Genomic DNA, 19,661 nt, shown 5'->3' with positions numbered 1-19,661 from the left:
CGCGGTCGCTGGTTTCTTTGTCGCTACTGGCGCGGTCACTGGCTTCTTCGTCGCCGGTGCTGCCGCCTTTAATTCCCCAGCCTCAAACACAATTCGGATCGTGTAGTCATGATCATAATCAATGGACGGCACTGTGACATGAATCTTCGCAATCACCGGTTTTTCTATATCCTTGACTTCAAATTCCACCACTCGTGTATCAGCTGTCTTATTGCTGCTTAGCACTTTAGCGTTGCCGTTCGGTACCTGAAACTCGGTGATCCACTCGCTGTGATTCAGCTGCAAACGTGCTTTAACCTTTCCGCCAGAAACTGTCAGCTCAGCAGGCTTATCAAAATAATCATTAGCCATGGAAACGGACTCATCTTCGGCCTTCTTGACGACATAATCGACGCTATAGGTTCCATCGTCCGGAGCGGCAGAAACCTGAAGCAACGGCTGCACAGTGTAGGTAAACATCAGTACGAGCATGAACACCAGTCCTAATTTTTTTCGAATCGTCATGCTATAAACCTACCCCCTTTCAAAACTAGTGTAATTATCAATGATAATCATTATCACTTATGTGACAAAAAAAAAGCAACTCCTGCTCCCCTTTTTCCCTTATATTTTCCAAGCTCACTTGTAATGTGCCAGTAAACAGGTACAAATTGGGTGATGACACGATGATAATGCGATACTTCAAATTTTGTCAATCCTTATTTTAATATCTTCTTTTTTAAAAAAATCTTTATTTTCGCAACCTATTTGTTGAAATCTCTGCGCCACAGCCCCACATTCAGCACCTAGCAATGATTGTTGTAAACTGCATATAACAATTATTCTACTCTATTTTTTATGCGTAATTTGGTGATTAAAACCATTCTTTTGAGTTCCTCGATTATCGCCTGATCACTTAACAATCTCAACTAAAATCACATACATCATGTCTATTCTAAGTTCAAGCCCAGATATCAATGTTCACTCCTGCAATTGTGAATATTGTTTGACAACGATAATGATATTCATTATCATTTAAACGGGAAAGAGCCATTTCATTCCTTACTTTCATCCCTCATCAAGCGCTTCTTCCGAAAATCTGCTATGAGGGTAAAATCAATCACACAGGAGGTTATCCATGGCTAAACAATGGCATGCACCTCTCCTGCTTCTAACTTTGTGCGCCTTCCTGCTCACCGCTTGCGGATCAGTTGGAGATACGGAAGTTGCTGACGCAGATGCCGCTCTGCCAGCGTTGACCCTAACCGATTTTGCGGAAAGGCAAGTCAGCTTCCCCTCTGTGCCTCAGCATATTGTAGCGCTGGGCAATGGAGAAGCGGATATTATTATCGCACTGGGAGGAACTTTGGTCGGTAAACCGACTACAAGCACCCCGCTTAAGGGAACCGAAGAAGTCATGCAGATCGGTACAGCGCATGAAGTAGATCTGGAGAAGATCGCCTATCTTAAGGCAGATGCTGTGCTTGGTAATACGCAGATGAATGCCAAAGATATCCCAGCTATTGAGGGTATCGGGGCCAAAATGGTACTTACACAGGCCAACTCAGTAGCAGACATCACGAAGCAAATTCGCCTTTTCGGTCAAATGCTGAAGAAGGAGTCTGAAGCGCAGCAGTTAAGTGCAGATATTGAGGCCGAGGTAAAGGCAGCAACCACTAATCGCACAGGTGAGAAACCACGGGTACTGCTGGTTTATGGTGCTCCCGGTACCTATATGGTGGCGCTACCGAACTCTCTGGGCGGAAATATTCTGGAGCTTGCTGGTGGAGACAATATTGCAGCGGATTATCCCGCGCTGCAGAGCTATCCGCAATATGCCACGCTGAATACAGAACGGGTCATGGAAGCCAATCCACAGATCATCCTTATCATGACCCACGGGAATGGTGAGGAAGTGCAGAAGGGCTTTGAACAGGAAATGCGGCAGAATGCGGCTTGGAGTTCTATCGATGCCGTCGTACATAACCGGGTTCGCGTACTTCCCGCCGATCTGTTTGGCACGAATCCCGGAACAAGGGTGACCGAAGCCTTACAGCTTCTCGTATCGTTGTTCGCCGACTTGGAGGCGCAATGAACAAGGAGCAACGCAATACTCGCAGAACTCTTGCCTGCATCATTGCTCCTATTCTGCTGCTGTTGGCCTGTCTGTATGGGCTAACTTATGGATCTGTTCCCATTTCTCCCAGTGAAGTCTGGTCCATCCTGCTGGGCGACCGCCCGGAAACAACCGGGCTGATTATTATGGACCTAAGGTTGCCCAGAGTACTAATCGGGCTCCTGGTGGGCGCTTGCTTAGCTGTGTCCGGCGCGCTACTTCAAGGGGTCATGTCCAATCCCCTGGCCGATCCAGGCATTATCGGCGTCTCTGCGGGTGGGGGGTTAGCCGCCGTCATTGCGATGGTTGTTCTGCCGCAGTACAGTTATCTGCTGCCTGCCGGAGCTTTTCTTGGCTCGTTTCTGGCCGCGATCATGATTTACCTGCTGGCCTGGGACAGCGGCGCTTCTCCCATGAAAATTGTGCTAGCTGGCGTGGCGATCAATGCACTTCTGGGCGCTGCTATGAACGGATTCATGGTCGTTTTCAGCGACCGCGTTCAGGCGGTGCTGCCCTGGTTATCCGGTGGACTCAGCGGACGCAGTTGGCATCATCTCGGCTTCGCAGCGCCATATGCCCTGATCGGGTTAGCCTTATCGCTCCTTGCCATTAAGCCAGCAAATCTTCTACTTCTCGGGGATGATTCTGCCCGGCTACTCGGGCTACGGGCGGAAGTGTCACGCTTCCTGATTATTGTGCTGGCCGCACTTCTTGCTGGAACCGCCGTCAGCGTGGCCGGACTAGTCGGCTTCGTCGGGCTGGTTGTTCCGCACGCGGTTCGTCTGCTGATAGGCGGGGATTACCGCTTTCTGCTACCGGTCTCCATGCTGGGCGGCGCTGCCCTTGTCGTATTTACGGATACGGCTGCCCGCACTTGGTTCGATCCAGTGGAGTTGCCGGTTGGGATTCTGCTTGCCGGAGTAGGCGCACCCTTTTTCCTCTACCTGCTTCGCAGAAAGAGGTTGACTCCATGAGCCCAAGCAGTAATACAATCAAAATTTCTCCGGCCATTGAATGCCAACAGCTGCAGTATGCACACGGTGGCTTCAGGCTAAAAAATATCGAGCTTAGCGTTCCGTATGGGCAACTCACTGCGATTGTGGGCCCCAACGGCTCGGGGAAATCCACGCTGCTTCGCATCTTAGCCGGACTTACCACTCCAGAGTCAGAAGGAGTACGGATTCTCGGCGAAGAGCTGCGCAAGTTCCCGCGCCGTAAATTGGCCCGTACCCTAGCAATGCTGCCCCAGTCCAAGCATGTACCGGAGAATTTAACCGTTCGCGAACTGGTAGCCTACGGCCGTTCTCCATACCAAAGCCCATGGAACTACTCGGCAAGCGCCGAGGACAACCAATGGATTAATCATGCGCTTAAGCTGACGGGTACCTCCAGTTACGCGGACCGCATGTTCCATACCTTATCCGGAGGTGAGCAGCAAAGAGCCAGAATCGCCATGACCCTGGCTCAAAATACGGACATTATGCTTCTTGATGAACCGACTACTTTTCTGGACATCACCCATCAGTTCGATGTCATGAACATGCTTGCGTCCATCAATCGAGAGACTGGAATCACCATTGTGATGGTACTGCATGATCTGCCGCAAGCCGTCGCTTTCAGTCACCATATGATTGCACTGCGTGGCGGTGTCGTTGTAACCGAGGGAAGTCCGCGAGTGCTGCTGGATGCTAACTTTTTAAAGAACGTATATGACCTTGAGGCTTCAGTGACTTATGTAGAGAATTACCCTGTCATTATTCCCAAACCCTATTATAAATTGGAGGAATGAACCATGATTATCGTAAACAACACTTCTCAAATTTCCAAAGGCCAGGCTTCGCTGCTGATTAACCGATTCGATAAGGTCGGCAAGGTTGAAGAAATGGAAGGGTTTCTCGGTCTCGAGGTACTCCTAAATGAAAAGCCAGCCGAATATGACGAAGTAACCATCTGCACGCGCTGGGAGTCCAAAGAAGCTTTTCAGGGCTGGACCCGTAGCGACGCCTTCCGCGAGTCGCATTCCCACCGGCAGACGCCAGAATATATTCTATCGAACACTATTTCTTTCCATGAGGTTAAAATCGTTCGTAATCCAATCAGTGCCTGATCTTGGCTTAGTTAAGAGTATTAAGATCATAGAAAAAGCAAAGAAAAGCGACCCTTATAGGTCGCTTTCTAATACTCCTTTGAAGCTGAGGCACGTCGAACCGCTGTTTGAAAATTTTATTGAAGCACAGTTTAGAAAAAACTATCTATTCCAACTTCATATAATACAGATTCGCCGTACTATCCTTCGTTATGATATGTGCGCCCGCCGTAATGGAGACAGTGGCAATGCCATTCGTTATAGGATAACTTGTTCCATCCACTTTGATTTTGGTTCCTTCTGTGTTGAACACTAGGGTTAGGGTTGAAGCTTTAGCAGCTGTGAACTGAATACTGGTTGCACTCTCAATTTTTAGACATTGGGTTAGGGTTGAACCCTGATATGTCACATTTCCCTTACTGGTTGAGAGATTCCCCTGAATATTAAAGAAGCTGCTCGTTGTTCCATCAGTGGTAAAGTTATGCAAGGTTGCTTCCGCTGAAGGCACTGGCGTGCCCGCTGGAGTCGGTGTAGGTACAGGTGTTGGTGTTATTGTTGGAGATGGTGTTGCTGTTTGCACAGGAGTAGCTGTTGGAGTCGGACTTGTTGGGTTTGAATTGCCCCCTACAGAGACAAGCCCCGTTGTGTAGCTTCTGATTGCAGACATCAGCGCTGTATTCAGCGCATACGATGCATCATCCACGGAATCATTAAATGCCCATGTGAAGTCTCCGCCATTCAGACGTCCGGCTTTTGCCGTAACAACCTGTTCTACATTGCTTACGTTATCAATATTCGATACGTTCACTCCGGTTTGGACGCTCGTATCGAAGTTATTATATGCTGTTCCGCCTTTTAATGCTTTGTATGAGCCTGGGACGGATTCATTTCTAGACGAGGCTAAGTAGGCATCAAATGAGGCTGCATTAGCAGGAGCTGTGCCTGTATTGGAGTTAGCGTAGATAAGACTTGAAGCATCAACAATTAGATTGTTATAAGCTTTAATCACACCTCCATTTTCACCCGAGAACGTACCCTCACCTAAAGCATCTGTACCCTGTAAAGAACTAAGCATTGGGTCTTTAGTATTTCTAAATACATTGGATTCCACAAAAGCCGAAGCTCCGGTTGTAACGCCGACACCATATTTCGAGACTCCATCATAGAAGTTATTATAGACGTGAACAGAGGCCACTCTGATCCGCGGATGACGGGAGTCCGAATGATCGAACCAGTTATGGTGGAAGGTAACAAAGAATTCTGCAGACTCACTAAGTCCGACTAGAGCAGCCTTTCCGGAATCAAAGTAGTGATTATACGAGATGGTAATGTACGTCGATCCTTTTTTGAGGTCCGTAGATCCGTCACCCTTGGCTTGGTCTGCATCGCTCCCTGCGGATCCATAGAAAATATCATTATTATGCACCCATACATTCGCATTGCCTGTGTCCATTGAAATGCCATCGTCAGGAAATAACATCACACCCAGATTTCTTACTTCCAAATTACCAACATATCTAAGCAGCAACCCCCAACTGTATGCATAAGCATCTTTTCCGATACCTTCGATTGTAATATTCATTTCCGAATAATTATTTTTACCTTTGACTTCAAGATATCCACTGCTGTTAAGCTGTCCGCTCAGGTCAGCAGCTGTAACTTTACCGATAATTCGGATGGCAAGTGGGGTTGTATCATAACCCTTTTGTCTCAGAGCCAAGATACTACCAAGACCAACGCCAGTTTGTACAGCACCTGAGCTGTTGATTTTCACATCAAGTGTTATGGTTTTCGCATTCTGAGATGTTATATAAAGCACTTGAGCACCATTCCTAAGGGTTCCATTCTCATTATAAGCACCAGAACCCGTACCAAATGGCGAGCTTGCCGAAAAAGAAAATCCAGATCGATCGTATGACGTTACGGATAACGTATTTGATACTGCACTTGCCGCTCCTCCCCCCGACAGGGTAGCTTCAACCTTCATTACATAACTTCCAGCTGCAAGCCCTACAGCATCCGCTCTCCAATAGGAAGAATATTTGCGGATCAATTCATTATCAATCTGTTGGTACCCCGAATCTGACGCGCTTGCCTGTTTAACATATACGTTATATCCTGTCGCATTACTTACAGGTGACCATTCCACATATGCCGCTTCATTCCAGCCTCCACTGCCTGTTATCGAAAGACCAGCAGCATGCACTACTGTATTTGTCCATCCACCTGCTATCAAAGAAAGTGCAAGAGAAAACAACACACCAATACTGATTACCTTGGCAATACTTTTTTTCATTTTATTCCCTCCTGAAATATTACATTTTATAGAACTGAAACATCCCCAACATATCAGAACAGAAATCAGTTCCGATACAATCATTTCCTCATATTTTTCACATCTAACAGTATTCTGAGTTAATGATTATAGGACAGAGCATTGATACATCCGTACTCTCGGCAATGTATCCTGGGCTCTTGTGAAAATACAACACGAATAGCCACACAGTAGCCAGCACATAATAAAAATCACAACCATTAGATAATCAAGGGAGGAGCTTTCAATTGAGTGCAAATCAACCAGATAAGAATCTAATCAACACAGTAAAAGAACTGGAAGCCACGCCCGTAAACAGCCTGGAAGCCCAACAGCAGCAGCAAGCCCGTAATGATCGCCGCAAACAAGCTCTGCATGACAGCGATGGCAAATTCTCAGAAAATGAATCTGGGAACTTCCATTAGAGTCTTCAGCTATGCCCGAACCCCAATAAACCGCACGTTTTATGATTCTTTCCAAAATGAAAAAAGCGTAAAAAAGCGACCACGATGGTCGCTTTTTTACTGATATTAAGAAATGCCTTCTCCTGCAAATCATTTTTATCTTCAGTATCCGGATGAATACTCTTTGCTTTCTTTTAAGCGAGCAATATCATGGCCCGTCGGGTTTTGGAAGACACGAAGCCCAAATATCGGTACAACTGCAAAAATGTGATCAAAGATATCAGCTTGAACCGATTCATACACCACCCAGTTAGTATCATTGCTAAACGCGTAGATTTCTAAGGGCAGTCCATTATCCTCTGGCGCTAGCTGTCTGACGATCAGTGTCATATCCTTATGAATTTTAGGATGATTCCTCAGATATTCATGGATATATTCTCTGAATACACCAACATTAGTGAGATGTCTTCCATTTACTTTACTCTCCGTATTGATTTGATGTTCGATATTATAAATGCTAATTTCATTTAATCTTGCCTTTATAAAATCGGAAAGGTAGTGAATCTTCTGGAATTCCTCCATCATTTCTTTTGTACAAAAGCATATGCTGCTTGTATCGATATGAACACTTCGTTTAATCCTTCTGCCGCCAGATACTTGCATGCCCCTCCAGTTTTTGAACGAGTCTGAAATAAGGGCGTAGCTAGGAATCATGGTGATTGTTTTATCGAAATTCATAACCTTTACCGTATTCAATGTAATGTCAATTACATCACCATCCGCATTATATTTTGGCATTTCGATCCAGTCACCTACACGCACCATATCATTCGATGATAATTGAACACCTGCCACCAAGCCCAATATAGAATCTTTGAAAATTAGCATAAAAACAGCTGATAATGCACCTAACCCACTAAGTATAATCAGTGGATTCTGACCAACGAGGTTAGAGATCACCACAATAACACCAATGATAAATAGAATAATCTTTGCAACCTGAATGTACCCTTTAATCGGTCTAATCTTGGAGATCTCAAACGAGCGATAAATAGCATCGATTGCATTAAGTAGTGCATTAAACACTGTGATAGTTACGATAATCATATAAGTTAAGGCGGATTTTTCAATAAAAGCCTGATATAGCGGAAAGATAGACGCAGAATAATAGATGATGAAGGCTGGCGCGAGATGCGACAGCTTGTGAAACACTTTTTTCTCCAAAACGATATTATCCCACGAATACCGATCCTTACTAATGAAATGAATAATTATCTTCAGCACAATCTTTTTGGCTATTAAATTGGCCAATATAGAGAGTAGTGCTATAAATAAGACCATGATTATATTCGAAAGATAAACTGTCATTTGTTCGCTTACACCGTATTCTGCTAGTTGATCTTTAATAAAGTTCATCATTTTCCTCCTGCTGCGTGTTCTTAGATTGTTGTTTGATGAAATAGTCTAGTACTAAACTAACATTCAACACTTCGGTCGTTGCGGGTTAACTATTATTGCCTAGTTTTAACTAGTTGGATTAACCTTGTCAACGCGCTTGAGTAAATCGAGTCATGCCTATGCACAAACCATACCTGCAAATCTCGATACTCTTCAGGCAAACGGTGGGAAGTAATTATGCCCTGTTCTTCAGCCTTGGCTATCGATGACTGTGGCAGCATAGACACACCGAGTCCAGAGGAAACGCCATCTAGAATAACTGCTAATGTTCCAAATTCCATTATCTGATAAGTGGTCAGGCCAGTGCCTCTCAGAAAACTCTCTGCTTTTGCCCGATGCGTACATCCAACGTCAAAGAACAACATCGGTTTCATGAGTAGATCATACATTTCGTTTTGTCCCGGCTCAGAGATCAACACCAACTCCTCTTCAAAGGCCGCAATATGTTCTATATCTGGATCATCAACAGGACCATAGACGAACGCTCCATCAAGCTCGTAATCCAGCACCTTTTGTAAGAGCGTATGTGTCACACCCGTAGTGAGCGATAAATTAACATCCGGATATCGTGATTGATACTCGGCCAATAGCGGAGTCAGATGAATGACTGCTGTCGCTTCAATGGAGCCTATCCGAAGAGGCCCTGCAGGATGGTCCGAATATTGTGTAGTTTTCACAGCCTCATCCATCAGAGCCAGTATCTTATCCGCATATTCCAGTAAATTTTCGCCAGCCAAAGTTAGCGTCATTCCTCGATTGGACCTCCGAAAAAGAGGGGTTTTCAACTGCGCCTCAAGATACTGAATTCGAGTCGTCACATTAGATTGTACATAATTTAACATTTGCGCAGCCTTGGTTATACTACCCTCTTGAGCTACAGCTTGAAATATTCTTAAATCTCCGCTTTCCATTTCTATGTCACCTGCTTGGTATGATCATTTATGATACTCATATTCGGTTTTGTTCATTTTACTGTATGATTCCCACTCTGTACAATTCAGAATAGATTCATTGAAATACGAATTACTGGAGGATTAGGATGAAAGCAATCGTACATGCTGGGATGAACGGCTTGAAGAGCCTGACATATGAAGACGTTGTTGACAAACAGCCGGGCTTCGGCGAAGTAAAAGTAAGGCTTAAAACCGCAGGGTTAAATCATCGAGACTTATTTCTCATGGCGGATCGAACAAATGAGGATTCTCCCCTGATTATGGGCTCTGATGGGGCGGGTATAATTGAAGCGGTAGGTGAAGGCGTAACATCACTTACAGTAGGTACCGATGTAATCATTAATCCGTGTATCGGATGGGAAATCACCCACGATGTCCCGAATGTTCCGGCCATAGTGGGCGGCCCTTCAGATGGTACATTTGCCGAGTCTATCATCATCCCTGTGCAAAATGCCATCAGTAAGCCGGCTTATTTGTCTTGGGAAGAAGCGGGCGTGTTGCCCTTATCTGCCTTGACAGCCTATCGGGCTTTGTTTACGAGAGGCCGCTTACAGCAAGGTGAACATATCCTTATTCCAGGTATTGGTGGCGGTGTGGCTACTTATGCCATGCTTATGGCTTCAGCAGCGGGTGCACGAGTCAGTGTCACATCACGAAGGGAAACAAAAAGACAAGTTGCTCTTGCACATGGAGCAGATCATGCCTTTGACAGTTATAGTGATTGGAAGGAAAGTATGAACGGAGAAACAGTAGATCTCATCCTGGATAGTATCGGGCCAGCGACGTTCCAACAGTACTTTGATATCATTAAGCCAAATGGCCGGATCGTCACGTTTGGGGCAAGCTCAGGAGATCGAATGGAATTAGCAGTACGATCCATATTTTTTCCCCAAATCAGTGTCATCGGAACCTCAATGGGAAGCAGTGAAGAGTTTGTTGCGATGCTTCAATTTATGGAACTCCACTCGATACGCCCTATCATTGATAGTATGTATCCTTTACAAGATACCTTTCAAGCCTTTCAGCGAATGCAACAGGGCGAGCAGTTTGGGAATATTGGAATAAGAATTGATTGAAAAAAGACACCTCTCAAGGTGTCTTTTACTTACTCCAAACGGAGCAGAGCCGTGGCATGGCAAATCTATTAGCCGCCGTGTGTTCAATGCATGCAAGTATTCCACCGCAACGTTTCAAGAGTCTGCAACCTCTAGCCTCTTATGTGGTGCCGGCACGTCGTTTAGCAAGCGCCATCGCAGCGACATGGCCTGAGCTCCAGGCCCATTGCAGGTTATAGCCGCCGCAATCACCATCGACATCCATCACCTCACCTGCCAAATAAAGCCCAGGTACAATCTTAGATTCCAACGTTCCTTCAACTAGGTCAGTCGTATCGATCCCACCAGCTGTTGTTTGTGCATTCGTGAAGCTATTGGTATCGGCCACTTTAAATTCCCAACGCTTCATGAGTCGATAAAATATTTTCTTAGTTTTCCACGATAAATCCTCACAGAGCAGGTGAACCTGTTGATCAATTCCCGCTTCCTTCAGCAGAACCGGAATCAACTTCTTGCTGATGATGCCGATAAAGGCGTCCGCAACTGTCCGGTGCCCGAAGATCGCCCAGTGTGTTTCCAGAAAATCAATTACCTCTTCTTCCGTACGTTCCGGCATCATATCAACCGACAATGTCACGGACTCTCCTCTTCCGAGATTATACGCAGCCTTCCTGCTTAGCTGAAGTATTGGCGGGCCCGAGATGCCATAGTCCGTGAAAAGAATTTCACCATATTCACTGCGGATGACTTCATTGTTTACGATAATATGACCTAATCCCTCGAATTTGATGCCAGATAGTTCCTTTAAATACGGATAATCTAACTTCAATTGCACAATGCCTGCCACAGGATGAATCATAGTATGTCCCAGCCGTTCGACAAGCGTATAACCGGATCCATCTGTTCCCGTTTTCGGAGCAGTAAGACCCCCCGTACATAGAAAGAGGTATTCGCTGGTATACTCGACTAGCTCCTCTGTCTCCGTTTGGCATTTAATCGTAAAGCGCGGATGTTCCTCCGAAACGATAATATCCAACACTTTATGTTTATAATATACGGGAACATTCCGATCCTCCAGCGCCAGCTTAAATACACCCGGCACCGAAGCCGCCTGCAGCGACATCGGATACATCCGGCCATTCTCCAAGCTTACAAAAGGAAGCCCGAGCGAGGAGAAAAATTCGATCGTTTGGCGGACACCGAATTGCCGCAATACATGTATTGGGAATCCTTCCTGATTACTGTGATACTTGTGTGATAAAGCGGCCGCTTCATCCGTACCGGTGGCGGTGGATTGGTTCGTAATGTTGCAACGCCCGTTACCCGTCGTTATTATTTTCTTCCCAAGCCGGTCATTGCTTTCAATAATTGCTGTATCAATACCTTGATCCCTCGCTGTAACTGCAGCCATTAGACCTGCAGCACCCCCACCGATAATGAACAGCTCGTGGTGCTTAGAAGTCTGATCCTTATACATGTTAATTGATGCATCCCTTTTCCTAATAAATTTATTGAATTGACTTAGCTAGCGCCATGGCGGCCACATATCCGGAACTCCAGGCCCATTGCAGGTTATAGCCGCCGAAATCTCCGTCCACATCCATCACTTCGCCAGCCAAATACAGCCCAGGCACCAGCTTGGATTCCAGCGTTCCCTCGATTAGTTCAGTCGTATCGATGCCACCAGCTGTCACTTGCGCATTCGTAAAGCCATTGGTATCCGTCACTTTAAATTCCCAACGCTTCAAGATTCGATAAAATGTCCTCTTGGTTTTCATCGATAGATCCTGGCAAAGTAGCTGTGGCTGCTGGTCGATGCCTGCCTCCTTCAGCAGGACAGAAACCAACTTCTTGTTGAAGATACCCACAAGAGAATCTGAAACAGTCCGGTGTCCAAAGGTCTCCCAGAGCATTTCCAAAAAATTAACTAGCTCTTCCTCCGTGCGGTCCGGCATCAGATCAACCGATACTGTCACATTCTCTCCTCTTGCGAGATAATAAGAAGCTACCCTGCTTAGCTGGAGAGCTGCCGGACCAGAAATGCCATAATCCGTGAAAGCAATCTCACCAGATGCACTGAGAATGTTTTTACCATTTACAAAGATATGGGCTTGTCCCTGAAATTTGATACTGGTCAGCGCCCTCATATTCGGATACTTTAGCTTCAATTGCACAATGGCTGGCAAAGGCTCGACCAGGGAGTGCCCCAGACGTTCGGCAAGGATATAACCAGGAGGTTCTTTTCCCGCATTTGGACCGGTAAGGCCACCCGCACAGAGAAATAGATATTCACTGGTATAAACAACCTCTTGTACCTCCCCCTCCTCTGTTTCCGTTTGGCATTTTATCGTGAAGCGCGGATGATTCGTCGAAACAGTAACATCCAACACTTTGTTCTTGAGGTATACCGGAACATTCCGATCCTCCAGCGCAAGCTGAAAAATATCCTGCACCGCTGCAGCTTGCAGCGACATCGGATACATCAAGCCCTCCTTCAATCTTGTAAGCGGAAGCCCGAGCAAGGAGAAAAAATCAATGGTTTGACGAATGCCAAATTGCTGTAATACCGCCAATGGAAATCCAGCCTGATTACTGTGGTACTTACGCGACAAAGCGACCGCTTCATCCGTACCCGTCGCAGTGGAATCATTCGTAATGTTGCAGCGGCCATCACCTGTCATTAATATCTTCTTTCCAATCCGGTCGTTGCTCTCCAGAATGGCAGTATCGATACCCATATCACGCGCAGTAACAGCGGCCATTAGTCCGGCAGCACCCGCGCCGATAATTAACAGCTTATGGTGGGTACTTTGAAATTGATTCATGATGATCTCACCCTATTTCTTATTCTAAATAAATATTATAGCATTAAGTAACTATTAAATCCTTTATCTATAGGTATACCGTTCGCGAGGAAATGCTCTATATCCCTATTTTTCCACTATTGTATATACCTTAAACTCAATAATTAATTATATCAAAATAAAAAGACAACGCAGCATATAAAGAAAGAGAGCATGCGTTTAAACAATTCTTTCAGATTCACGTATGAGAATATATTAGTATTAATAATCACCGTACCTTCACCCGTCGTCTTCATACCCCCTAGTAAGTGAGTCATGCTGATATTGCTACTGTATCCACTAACAGCAAGCCCCAGAACAGTCTAAGGATAAGCCGTTTAACCGCCACGTATTGTCCGAAACTTCCGTTAGAATGAAAAAAGACACCCTTCAAGGTGTCTTTCGCTGATACTCCATATACTAATTCCCTGCAGAATTAAGATACGTTTCAGCTTCTTCTATCGATTCATACAAGTTTGCAATATCTTTAAACATACGATACATTTGCGCTTTGTAGAACGAGGTAGGCGCAACATACACCCATTTGTGTTTTGTAGAGATTCCAGCTTTGACAGCTTCTTCACTAGTTGGAGCAAGAATTGCCAACACTTCTTGCTTAAATACCAGGCCACCAGTAATTACAGTCATACCTGTAAACCCTCGCTTAGTTTTCTTCAGTACTTTCGGAAATTGTTCCGCATACGCAAGGGCATCCTCAACATCCATACCGTCCGATGTTACAATAATTCTGTTTTTGTTTTTAACATAATCAATAGTAAAGCTCATGATAGTAATTCCTCCGAATGTTTTTCTTTTTGGATGCTTAATACCATAATTTTATATCAATTCGAGTTCTTATAGATGTAGTTTCGGAAAATGTGCCATTAATTATTAACTTCAAAGTGAATGATCTTATTCAAGATGTAGACAATAGGTCTGCAATAATGAACACATTTAGTTCCCCATAACTCCTTGTCTAGATTCGGTGTACAATCCAAGCACTAAACAGCAAAAAACCCGCTAATTCAGCGGGTTTTTCTTATGGAGCCGAGGGGAGTCGAACCCCTGTCCGAAGATAACGGCACATAAGCTTCTACGAGTGTAGTCACAGTTTTGATGTCACCCGAGTATCGCCCCGTAACCGGCTATACGTTGGGTCAGCCTGATTATCTTCTTCCGTTGACCCCAGGCGGAGACCAGACGGCGTATCCCACTACTTGTTAGCCCCTATCCCTGTCACATGGGCGATGCAGGGTAGAAGCACGCGCGCAGTTTCTTAGGCTGCGAAAGCGTAGTTGTTTTGTTGTTTGCCGTTTAATAGGCTTTAGCGTTGATGAAGCGGACGCGTCCCCACTACTCGCTACTCATGCTCGAACTACCCCCGTCGAATCCAAGAACGGCCCCTCATTAAAAAGGGCGCTTCGGATCAAGCGGATCTTCCAAGCAAGAGAGATCCAATCCACAGCTTCTTCTTGAAGAAGTCTGTAACGAAGCAATAATCTTACTTACTCAGTATATCACATTTATCAATACTTTAACACGTGGGTTAAAGGAATTGAAGGTGGAAACTGGTACTCATTTGAATCGTCCATTCTTCCTAGATTATCTGGCGATCTTTTGCTTCTCACGCAATACACGCTGGATATCACGCTGAGCATCACGCTTAGCAGCAGAGTCACGTTTATCGTACTCTTTCTTACCTTTACCAAGACCAATTAACAGCTTCGCATAGCCATTTCGCACATAAACCTTGAGTGGCACAATCGTAAATCCATCTCGCTTGGACAAGCCCAGCAGTTTATGAATTTGCTCCTTATGCATCAGCAATTTACGAGTACGCGTCGGGTCCGTAGGGTTAGCACGATTACCTTGTTCAAACGGGCTGATATGCATGTTGTGAATGTGAATCTCACCGTTACGGATCGTAGCAAAAGCATCTCCAATATTAGCGCGGCCATTACGCAGCGACTTGATCTCTGTACCTGTCAGCACCAAGCCAGCTTCATAAGTATCCTCGATAAAATAATCATGGGAAGCTTTTTTGTTCTGGGCAAGTACTTTCCCGTCTGCTTTTTTACCCATGAGAATCACTCCTTGAATCATATTCATAAGTTAAAGTAACCATGTCTCTCTAATCTTAAACGACATAGTCATCGAACGTCTGATCTATATTGTAACAAATGGAATCGATTGTGCGCAAGGAAGGATCAGGTAATCCTTTCTCGGCCATTTTGACAACTAGTTGTCAGTAAGTTTACCCAATAGTTAACTTTAATTACATTTGTTTGTAAAAATACGTTTGTGTTTCTTTATTCACACATCCCAGTCCACTCATACCCTTTTCTATTCACTCTTTCCCTCCGACGCTTCGCTAAAGCTACATAAATGCACTTTATACATCTATTTAATATATTTAGACGCTCGATGGTTGTTTAGTTGTACTTTCTGCAGTTAAAAACTCGAAAACATGCGGTTTTGAAGATACTGATCAGATTTAGTTGTACAAAGTGCAATTAACCTCAATCTCTACTGAAACACCGGAATTTTAACTGCACATTATGCAATCAAAAAATAAGCATCGTTATAACACTGGTTACTTCGCTCCAATCCAAGTGTCAAAGTCACAAAATGACACTGTCTCATAGCTTCTTCAGGCTATTACTCAACAACTTGTGGAAACCAATAGTCTCGTTCAGAAACGAGAATTTCACACTTGAGCAGCGAAAAAAAATTAAAAAAGCACTGCCCCCTCAAAGGAGACAGTGCTTAATCTTGCGTCATAGAGCTACGTAACGCAGTCCAATAACGTTATTTATTTCTTCTTTCTCTTACGAGGAGCTCCGTCTGGAGCGCTGCCTGTAGTATCGCTACGTTTAGAAGCGGCTTGTTCCGACGTCTGAACGTTACCCGGTGTCACGGATTGACCGATGAACACACCGCTTTTGTTCTTCTTTTTCCGGCGACCTTTACCTGTTGGAGCACCGCCACGGCCTTCTCCACCGCCAAAGTTACCACCGCGGTCCTCACGGCTACGGAACTTCGTGCTGCCGTCCAGACCGCGGACTTCGCCGCCGGAAGAGTCAGACGCAGGAGCGCCATATCCGCCTTTGCCGGAGCCAAAGCCGAAGCTAATGCCGCGTCCACCACCGGCACCGCCGTTGTCACCGCCGCGGCCTCGCCCGCCGCTGCGCTCACGCGGCGCGCCTGCGTTGCCGGCTTCGCCTCCGCGCTCTGCACCGGTGCTTCCGCCCGGCGCCGCCACTACCCGGCTCGCATCCTCGCCGGTATCACGCCCGCGCTTCCGCTTTCCGCGTCCGCCCGGTGCAACACCGGCCGCTTCGCGCGGCCCTTCGCCGGCGCGCACACCAGCGCCCGGCTTGCTCTTGCCCGCGCCTACAACAGCGCCGGGCTTGCCTTTACCGCCGCGGCCCTTGCCGCCGCCGGCTTTACCCCCAGCGGCTGGCTTGCCGAAGCCGCCAGCCCCACGGCCGCCCTTGCCACCGCGGCCGCCTCCAAAGCCACCGCCGCGATGTTCACCTGGCGCGCGTGGCTTCATGTCGACCAACTCGAAATCGATCGTGTGGTCATCCATATTTACCTTGGCGACTCGAATCTTCACCTCGTCACCAATGCGGAACACCCGCGATGTGCGCTCGCCAATGAGCGCCATATGCGCTTCGTCGAAGTGATAATAATCGTCGCTCATAGCGCTGAGACGAATAAGGCCTTCGACAGTATTATCCAGCTCGATGAACATTCCGAAGCTGGTCACACTGCTGACCATTGCCTCGAATTCCTCGCCTACTTTATCCTGCATATATTCAGCTTTCTTCAGCTGCTCTGTATCGCGTTCTGCTTCTACCGCTACACGCTCACGCTCCGAGGACTGCTGAGCAATATCCGGCATCCGGCCGGCCAAATAATCATGCCGTTTCTGGCTCAGCGCCCCTCCATTCTCAATCACTTCACGCATTACGCGGTGAATGACCAGATCGGGGTAACGGCGAATCGGCGAAGTGAAGTGGGAATAGTATTCCGCAGCCAGTCCGAAATGGCCTGTGCTCTCCGCATCATATTTCGCCTGCTTCATGGAACGCAACATCATTGTGCTAATAACGGTCTGTTCTTTAGTCCCTTGGATTTGCTCCAACAGATCCTGCAAAGCACGTGGATGAACCGAATTGCCACGTCCCTTCACGTGATATCCGAAATTAGCTGCAAAAGCCATAAAATTCTGCAGCTTCTCTGGATCCGGATCTTCATGAATCCGGTAAAGGAACGGAACCTTCAACCAGTGAAAATGCTCCGCGACTGTTTCATTCGCCGCGAGCATAAATTCCTCGATAATTTGCTCAGCTACAGAACGCTCACGCTTCACAATATCTACAGCCTTGCCGTTCTCATCTACGATGATTTTGCTCTCTTCAAAGTCAAAATCAACCGCGCCCCGCCGCATCCGCGCATCACGCAGCTTCATCGCCAATTCTTTCATGAGACGGAAATCATCAATTAATGGACTATAGCGCTCCAGCAATTCTGGATCTTCATCCTCCAAAATTTTGCGGACATTGGAATAAGTCATTCTTTCCTTGGTGCGAATCACACTTGTAAAGACATCGTGCTTCACGACTTTCATGTGTTCGTTAAATTCCATCTCACAGGACATCGTTAAGCGGTCTACCTGTGGATTCAAACTGCAAATCCCGTTAGACAAACGATGAGGCAGCATCGGAATGACCCGATCGACCAAGTACACACTACAGCCCCGATCATAGGCTTCTTTATCGAGCTCAGAGCTCTCACGCACATAATAACCTACATCCGCAATATGCACGCCTAGCTTGTAATGCCCATTCTCCAGCCGCTGAACATTAACCGCATCATCCAAGTCTTTAGCATCTTCGCCATCTATCGTGACAATGTTCAGTCCACGCAAATCGCGTCGTCCCTGCTCAGCAATTTCCTCTTCTGTGATGGATTCCGGAGCGTTGTCCGCTTCGTTCATCACTTCAGCGGGAAAGGCCTCTGGCAGCTGATGCTTACGGATAATAGATAGAATATCAACTCCCGGATCATCCTTATGTCCGAGGATTTCAATAATTTCACCCTCTGCCGCTGATCGGCCTTCTGGATAATTAACAATGCGCACAACGACCTTTTGGCCGTCTACCGCTCCCATGAAGGATTGCTTTGGAATAAAAATATCACGGTTAATCCGTTTATCATCAGGCAGCACAAAACCATAGGTCTCCAAGTTTTGAAATACGCCAACTGTCTGCAATACGCCTCGTTTTACAATACGTTCAACTTCACCTTCCATACGTCCGCCGGACGGACTTTTAGAAGTAATACGGATTAGGACGATATCTCCATTCATAGCTCCCTTAAGATCATTCGCATGGATATATACGTCAGGATGATCACGATCATCCGGGATAAGAAAAGCGAAGCCTTTCGCATGAGCCTGTAACCGGCCTCGCAGTAAATCCATTCGTTCCGGCACGCCATAACGTGCATTTCGAGTTAATACAATTCTTCCGTCCTGCTCTAATTCAATTAGTAGTTCCTCGAACTTTTTAAACCCTGTGCTATCTTCTAGAGCAAAATGGCTCACCAGCTCTTCATAAGTCATTGGTTTATATGCAGTTTCCCGCATGAAATCGAGTAATATTTCTTGTGTTATCATGTTCGTCACCCCAACCCTCCGCGGCTCCAAGCCGCTGGCAAATATGTATGTCTTGTCCTGCTCTGTAGTAATGCCAAGTAAATTTTACCTTTACCTACTTCATACCCTAGTATACACGAAATCAATCCTGCGCATCCCTGTTACTGTCATCCAAAGGTAAACGCAGTACAAAATTTCACTCCACCGAAAAAGAAAGTCTTCTTTATGATGCTTTTCGTACCGAATTCTTTATTCTTACTACTATGAAAAGAAAAGCACCAACAGGTGCTTCTCCTTTTAATTATAACAAAAAAGCCTTCACTCCATTCCATTCAGAACAGAGCGAGGGCTTACTGTAGGTACTTTAGTCAATGAAAACAGCAGCTAGAATTGCCATAATGAAGAATCCTGCAGCAAGTCCAACAGTTACACGTTGTAGTACAAGTTCCATACCACGAGCTTTTGTTTTACCAAAGAGATGCTCAGCACCGCCGGAGATGGCACCGGAAAGACCCGCGCTTTTCCCCTTTTGCAGAAGAACGACCGCAATAAGACCGACGGAAAAAATCAGGAGCACAACTTTCAAAAAGATATCCATTCACTTCCACCTCCTACGCCTAAGCATCACTATCTATGGTAATTGAGGTTATCACGATACATAAACAGTATTCTTATTTTATCATAGCAATGCCGTTAATACAACAGCCTAGGCTGTTAAGTCGTAGCTTTTCTTGAAAGATTAGGATAAACAGCTATTCAAAAAAAGACCCGCCATAATGGCGGGGGTT

At 45.9% G+C, this 19,661-nt stretch carries 16 protein-coding genes and 1 other RNA gene; 6 read left to right on the top strand and 11 right to left on the bottom strand.

The window, feature by feature from the left end; genetic code table 11:
- A partial coding sequence (gene isdC / locus CA600_RS28050; protein ID WP_094874408.1) for a heme uptake protein IsdC occupies positions 1-504 on the bottom strand: 504 nt, incomplete at its 3' end.
- A gap of 613 nt (positions 505-1,117) precedes the next feature.
- Between isdC and CA600_RS28045 the strand changes: the two genes are divergently transcribed.
- The 4 genes from CA600_RS28045 to isdG are packed head-to-tail and all read left to right on the top strand — an operon-like array spanning position 1,118 to position 4,202.
- Positions 1,118-2,074 (top strand): ABC transporter substrate-binding protein, encoded by a 957-nt coding sequence (locus CA600_RS28045; protein WP_094874407.1) that lies wholly within the window; start codon positions 1,118-1,120, stop codon positions 2,072-2,074.
- Complete coding sequence (locus tag CA600_RS28040) at positions 2,071-3,069, top strand: FecCD family ABC transporter permease (protein ID WP_094874406.1); 999 nt, start codon at positions 2,071-2,073, stop codon at positions 3,067-3,069. Before CA600_RS28045 ends, CA600_RS28040 begins: the two co-directional genes overlap by 4 nt.
- Positions 3,066-3,884: an ABC transporter ATP-binding protein gene (locus tag CA600_RS28035; RefSeq protein WP_256990044.1), complete on the top strand. Its 819-nt coding sequence runs from the start codon at positions 3,066-3,068 to the stop codon at positions 3,882-3,884. Before CA600_RS28040 ends, CA600_RS28035 begins: the two co-directional genes overlap by 4 nt.
- A gap of 3 nt (positions 3,885-3,887) precedes the next feature.
- Positions 3,888-4,202: a heme oxygenase gene (gene isdG, locus CA600_RS31975; RefSeq protein ID WP_256990043.1), complete on the top strand. Its 315-nt coding sequence runs from the start codon at positions 3,888-3,890 to the stop codon at positions 4,200-4,202.
- A 145-nt stretch (positions 4,203-4,347) separates the two neighbouring features.
- Here isdG and CA600_RS28030 read toward each other — a convergent pair whose 3' ends face one another.
- Positions 4,348-6,477: a pectate lyase family protein gene (locus tag CA600_RS28030; protein ID WP_094874405.1), complete on the bottom strand. Its 2,130-nt coding sequence runs from the start codon at positions 6,475-6,477 to the stop codon at positions 4,348-4,350.
- Positions 6,478-6,743: 266 nt separating this feature from the next.
- Here CA600_RS28030 and CA600_RS31390 point away from each other — a divergent pair, with 266 nt between their 5' ends.
- Complete coding sequence (locus tag CA600_RS31390) at positions 6,744-6,920, top strand: hypothetical protein (protein ID WP_179085866.1); 177 nt, start codon at positions 6,744-6,746, stop codon at positions 6,918-6,920.
- Between the two features lie 141 nt (positions 6,921-7,061).
- Here CA600_RS31390 and CA600_RS28025 read toward each other — a convergent pair whose 3' ends face one another.
- Positions 7,062-8,315: a mechanosensitive ion channel family protein gene (locus CA600_RS28025; protein WP_094874404.1), complete on the bottom strand. Its 1,254-nt coding sequence runs from the start codon at positions 8,313-8,315 to the stop codon at positions 7,062-7,064.
- Between the two features lie 95 nt (positions 8,316-8,410).
- Positions 8,411-9,268 carry a LysR family transcriptional regulator gene (locus tag CA600_RS28020; protein WP_094874403.1) on the bottom strand — a complete coding sequence of 286 codons (858 nt, stop codon included), beginning with the start codon at positions 9,266-9,268 and terminating at the stop codon, positions 8,411-8,413.
- Between the two features lie 128 nt (positions 9,269-9,396).
- Here CA600_RS28020 and CA600_RS28015 point away from each other — a divergent pair, with 128 nt between their 5' ends.
- On the top strand, positions 9,397-10,386 hold the full coding sequence (locus tag CA600_RS28015) for a zinc-binding dehydrogenase (RefSeq protein ID WP_094874402.1): 990 nt from the start codon (positions 9,397-9,399) through the stop codon (positions 10,384-10,386).
- A gap of 139 nt (positions 10,387-10,525) precedes the next feature.
- Here CA600_RS28015 and CA600_RS28010 read toward each other — a convergent pair whose 3' ends face one another.
- The 7 genes from CA600_RS28010 to secG all read right to left on the bottom strand — a co-directional run bounded on the left by CA600_RS28010 (position 10,526) and on the right by secG (position 19,471).
- Complete coding sequence (locus CA600_RS28010) at positions 10,526-11,842, bottom strand: NAD(P)/FAD-dependent oxidoreductase (protein WP_094874401.1); 1,317 nt, start codon at positions 11,840-11,842, stop codon at positions 10,526-10,528.
- A gap of 31 nt (positions 11,843-11,873) precedes the next feature.
- Positions 11,874-13,190: an aminoacetone oxidase family FAD-binding enzyme gene (locus CA600_RS28005; RefSeq protein ID WP_094874400.1), complete on the bottom strand. Its 1,317-nt coding sequence runs from the start codon at positions 13,188-13,190 to the stop codon at positions 11,874-11,876.
- Between the two features lie 438 nt (positions 13,191-13,628).
- On the bottom strand, positions 13,629-13,994 hold the full coding sequence (locus CA600_RS28000; protein ID WP_094874399.1) for a hypothetical protein: 366 nt from the start codon (positions 13,992-13,994) through the stop codon (positions 13,629-13,631).
- Positions 13,995-14,247: 253 nt separating this feature from the next.
- Positions 14,248-14,612, bottom strand: a transfer-messenger RNA (tmRNA) gene (gene ssrA / locus CA600_RS27995).
- Positions 14,613-14,810: 198 nt separating this feature from the next.
- Entirely contained in the window at positions 14,811-15,290 is a 480-nt protein-coding gene (gene smpB / locus CA600_RS27990) for an SsrA-binding protein SmpB (protein WP_042123338.1), read from the bottom strand.
- A gap of 730 nt (positions 15,291-16,020) precedes the next feature.
- Positions 16,021-18,894 carry a ribonuclease R gene (gene rnr, locus CA600_RS27985; RefSeq protein WP_094874409.1) on the bottom strand — a complete coding sequence of 958 codons (2,874 nt, stop codon included), beginning with the start codon at positions 18,892-18,894 and terminating at the stop codon, positions 16,021-16,023.
- Positions 18,895-19,237: 343 nt separating this feature from the next.
- Entirely contained in the window at positions 19,238-19,471 is a 234-nt protein-coding gene (gene secG, locus CA600_RS27980; RefSeq protein WP_042123332.1) for a preprotein translocase subunit SecG, read from the bottom strand.
- Positions 19,472-19,661: the final 190 nt, after the last annotated feature.

The sequence above is a fragment of the Paenibacillus sp. VTT E-133280 genome, from assembly GCF_002264385.1.
In the GTDB taxonomy this organism is placed as follows: domain Bacteria; phylum Bacillota; class Bacilli; order Paenibacillales; family Paenibacillaceae; genus Paenibacillus_AQ; species Paenibacillus_AQ nitricinens.
Note: the sequence above shows the minus strand (reverse complement) of the source record. Positions and strands in the feature narration are given on the sequence as shown.